Annotated in this window: 4 protein-coding genes; 1 reads left to right on the plus strand and 3 read right to left on the minus strand. The window is 42.5% G+C overall.

The features are described 5' to 3' along the window. Nucleotides 1-281 precede the first annotated feature (281 nt). Entirely contained in the window at nucleotides 282-1,220 is a 939-nt protein-coding gene (locus CAG68_RS06015; protein WP_005377737.1) for a LysR family transcriptional regulator, read from the plus strand. A gap of 19 nt (nucleotides 1,221-1,239) precedes the next feature. Here the strand turns inward: CAG68_RS06015 and CAG68_RS06020 are convergent, their stop codons facing one another. From CAG68_RS06020 to CAG68_RS06030, 3 genes are all read right to left on the minus strand, one after another. Beyond that, the gene (locus CAG68_RS06020) at nucleotides 1,240-2,121 is read right to left on the minus strand and encodes a YjjW family glycine radical enzyme activase (protein ID WP_054729979.1); all 882 of its coding nucleotides are present in this window, start codon (nucleotides 2,119-2,121) and stop codon (nucleotides 1,240-1,242) included. A gap of 22 nt (nucleotides 2,122-2,143) precedes the next feature. Beyond that, nucleotides 2,144-3,688, minus strand: coding sequence for a YjjI family glycine radical enzyme (locus CAG68_RS06025; protein WP_053303108.1), 1,545 nt, complete (start codon nucleotides 3,686-3,688; stop codon nucleotides 2,144-2,146). Nucleotides 3,689-3,900: 212 nt separating this feature from the next. Next, nucleotides 3,901-4,524, minus strand: a complete 624-nt coding sequence (locus CAG68_RS06030; protein ID WP_021033866.1) for a LysE family translocator — start codon at nucleotides 4,522-4,524, stop codon at nucleotides 3,901-3,903. Nucleotides 4,525-4,679: the final 155 nt, after the last annotated feature.

Below are 4,679 nucleotides of genomic sequence, written 5' to 3' on the forward strand. Positions count from 1 at the left end.
TCTATTTTAATTAACAAGGAACAAGTTTAATTCGTGTACAAATCAATCAACTCCTCCAAATTGATTAAAATTACATAGAAGCTTTAGTATTGAATAAATGAAAGCATTAAAGTCCAACAAAACTAAGATAAATTTCTAGACTTATAAGCACCATCAATCCTTATGCAACCCATTAAATGCATTGAGCTCAAAGAGAAACAGGCGTGTTTCCGAGATAAACAATAGTAAAAATTTGTTTCATGCTGATATACTGCCAAAAATCATAAGAAACCATGCTATTTATGGACTACATTGCTCTTTCGCGTATAAGCCTTAAACATCTAACTGTTTTACATATGTTGTTAACCACTCACAGCGTCACACTTGCGGCAGAACGCTTGTGTGTAACACCATCGAGCGTCAGTAAAACGCTCGGACAGTTGCGCGAAACGCTAAAGGATGACCTTTTTTACCGTGATGGCACTCGCTTAGTGCCGACAGCATTTGCGCTGCATATAGGCCCTTCAATCCATGGCATACTCTCCAGTATGAATGGGTTATTACATCAAGGCTCTTTTAATCCGGCTTACTATCAAGGTAGTTTTTCATTAGCAATGCGTGAAAGTTCGTTTGAGCTCTTTGCGCCAGTTCTACAGCATCTGTCCCAACAACTGAGTAACCACGCGCACTTGAATGTCCATGCGAAAGAGGAAATGAGCTTCGATGCATTAGCAAGAGGTCAAGTGGATTTTTTGTTGCTTCCTCACGATCTCAGCCAACCACCCACACAAAATAAAGACTTGGTATGGAAAACCATTTTGAAAGACGAAATGGTTTGCTTAATGAGAGCATCGAACCCACTCGCTGAGCAACCCTTATCTGTTGAAAGTTACCTTTGTGCAAGACACATCGGTATTCATGATAAAGATCTGTCACAACCTTATTTTGAGCAAAATCTCACCCAAAGGCATTCAAAGCGAAACTTGGCCATGCGTGTAGCCGACTTTGGTTCAGCTGCGGTGATGTGTCAGCACTCGGATTACTTGTTCACATGCTCCAAGCTTTGGGCAAGAGCGGCAATGCAAGCAAAAGGTTTGGTTGAGCAAGCTCTTCCATTCGATTACGGGCAAGTAGCCTACAGCCTCGTTTGGAACAAAGCGAGCTTAAACGATCCCGCTTTAAAATGGTTACAGCAACAATTACTCGACGCTTGCGCCATGTTAGATGCCTGTGATGCGTAAGCATAGATAAACAACGGTACTACGTGAGTACTGTCGGCACTGTGATAGGGTTACTCACGTAGCATCGAAGCTCTGATTTTAAGCGTTCGATATCATGATGAGAGCACATATCCCAAGTTAACGCCTCCCCCACTACTCCTTGATGCTGAAAGGCATTTAAACGGATAAGCACCGATTCAGGAAGAGTACTCAAGTAACGTCCAATTGCTACGATTTCTATATCTAAATCACTTTTTCGGGGAATATGCAGTAAGCGGACCTCGTACAATTTTTCGTGCTCAACAAGGTACTGAAGGGTTTTAAATACACGATGATTATCACGCCCAGTTAGCCACTGATGTGTCTCCGTCTGCCACGCTTTCAAATCGATCATTGCGCCATCCAGAAAAGGTAGAATACGCTGCCAACCAGCAACTGCTAAAGAACCGTTACTGTCGATGAAACAAGAGAGGTGCCGTAATTCAGGATCTTGTTTTATCCCTTTAAACAGCTCAATAATGAAAGGAAGTTGTAAGGTAGATTCCCCACCGGATACAGTAACACCACTGATGAAAATGCGATGTTTGCGTATCAAATCGAGCATTGTTACTACAGAGTAGTCAGTAATTTTTGGATTAGATTGGTTCTGACATATCTCTATACAATGATCGCAGTGGGTGCACTCCTCTTTAAGCCAAACAACGTTGTTGTTTTCGTCGAACTTCAATGCGCCTGCTGAACATTCACTCACACACTCACCACAATGATTACAATGGTTTATCGTGTGAGGATTGTGGCAGTTCAAACACTGATAGTTACAACCCTGTAGAAAGATGACTAGACGATTTCCTGGCCCATCAACACAAGAGAAAGGAAGGATACGAGTGACTTTTGCCAAAAGGCTTCCACTTCGTCTAGACATCTTGTTCTTTCCTAAACCGAACTTATGCCTGCGTGTAAGTCGGTGTTACTTCATGACTCACCACACGTGGCGAGCGTTCTAAAATTTTGGTATTTTTTGCTGCTTCTGCACCTAGAAACGTCGTGTTGGTTCTCGAACCTTCTTTATCATATTTCGCGACATCTGAAAGTTTGATCATGTAGCCTGTCACGCGAATTAAGTCATTTGAAGTGACATTCGCGGTAAACTCACGATAACCAGCATTTAGTGCCCCTTTACATAAATTGAACATCGCTTCTGGGTTAGATTTCACCGTTTCATCAATCGTCAAAATATCGCTGATACCCGCACGATAATACTGATGATGCTTCGCCGTTGCTTGTACATAAGTGACAGGGTCTGGCTCTGCACCATAAGGCAGACGTACACCTGGCGTAACATCATGATCTAAGCTAATGCCGCCTTGTGCATGTAAGAGCGCTTTGCCATCTAAACCATATTTCACCGGGGTTGAGTCCACCAGTTTAGCCAGTGTTGCTGAAACATCATGAGCAAAAGTATTTGCTCGATCATTTTTTCCGTATCGCCCTATTTGCCCTTCTTTTTCAAATAGAAGGTTTACCGCTTCGGCCATGCCGTAAACGCCATACATTGGCGCGAAATAGGACTCTTTTATCAACCCTTCTTGCGTCAAAAAGCCTTGAAAGAAGTTCGATTTTTCATGCAAGTGCGTGCTTCTTGCGTTTATGAGCTCGACCATTAATCGATGGTAAGAAGGCAACGCACTGTTTAAGAAGTCGTTACAGTCTGATGCTCGTTTTGCAACTTCTTTTAAATTCATTCGCACCAATGTGTTCGAGCCACCTGCTAATGGAAGCGAGTTGTAGCAACTTACAATACCAAAGCGTGAGCCGTTGTAGGCTTTCGCGTGCATTGGGTAATTGGCAATATGCGGTTTACTGCATTCACAAATGTTCTGTGTCGCTTGACGAAGTAAATCATCAGGTGTAACTGTCTCGTCGTACATAAAGGTGAGATTCGGTGCGATCTGCTTGAGCTCCGCATCTACTTTTAAAACAGTGCGACAAATAATGTTGTCTGTCGGTCCGACATTCACATGCATAAACGCATCTGGCAATGTGCGATCCAGCATGATCCAAAAATGTTTTAACTTTTTGTAAATCTGGCTCTCTGTTAGGTCGCCTATGTAAGGCAACAAGACATCATCTAACTGGCCTAAGTAAACCGGAATGTTCGTTACCGAAGGAACATGATGGTAAATGATGGTCAGCATGTTCAACGCATCATCGAAATCATCAGCCGGAGACAACTCTAAATAGTCTGAGCCTTGCGATAGAAATTTAGCGTAATCAGGCAACACATAGCGAGGTTTAAACGGTGCATGACCTTCAAACATATCGCAGATGATGCCTTCATCCATTGCTTGTCTCAGTGATGGAGATACGGTCATGTAAGGAATGCACGCTTCCGCCTCTAAAGCTAAAAAACTCGACTTCTGTTTTGGAGAAAGACGGACGTCGGTCGCGATATCTAGAAAACGTTGTTGTAGTTTAGAAAGGCTTGTCATCTAAGATATTCCTACAAAGTAACCACAAGCCCACAAGACAAAATACGAGCTCTACCCCTAAAGAGTAACGTGATTTTACTCCTGCTTGGCTGTTGCCACTAATGAAAATAAACAAAACGTCTATTTCCATTCTGGAAATAAGACAAAGCTAAATTAGCGCATTCCAACTTACTATATGGGAAAACCTAACTGCGTACCGAAATCTGTCTTACTTATCGGTTTGCCGTCGACAACATCACGCCTGCACCAATAAATACTCCACCAGTCAAACGATTGAACAACTTCGCCCTTCCAGCGACAAACAACCAATCGGAGGCTTTTACCCCTAACAATGCATAAAATGTTAGCCAGCTAAGCTCAAAAACCACAAATGTAGACGCGAAAATCGCGTATTGAGCCAGTAGCGGTGCGGAAGGTTCAATGAATTGAGGAAACAAAGCGGTGAAAAAGACTATCGCTTTGGGGTTACTAGCGCCAACAATGAAACCACTAGTGAACGCGCTGAACGCTGTCGCGGAACTTTGAGTCGTTGCCGTTTTATTAAAATCTCTCTGAGATGAGCGCAACGCTTGAATACCTAACCAGATTAAATAAGCGGCACCACACCATTTGATAATATTAAAAACTAACTCAGATGAAGCAATGACAACTCCCAGCCCGGTAAATGAGAGCGTAAGGATGCTCGTAATCGCAGACAAACTGCCAAGTGCAGTCATGAAAGCAATACGAAACCCACTACTCACTCCTTTACTTAAACACAACAGTGAGCTTGGTCCTGGTGAAGCTGTGAGCACGAGAATGGCAAGAGTGTAAAAAATCCATGTATCTATTTGCATTGGCATCCCTTCCAGCAAAATGAGGTTTATAGCCCATTGTGTATAGAACTATTTTATCGCCCGGTTTCTATCCATGAAGCCGAGGTCTTAATAACCATCTTGCATCTAAATAACTTAGAAAAAATTAATAGATAGTTATGCAAATAAAATACGAT

This window comes from Vibrio sp. V42_P2S4T144, assembly GCF_009904715.1.
Lineage (GTDB): Bacteria > Pseudomonadota > Gammaproteobacteria > Enterobacterales > Vibrionaceae > Vibrio > Vibrio alginolyticus.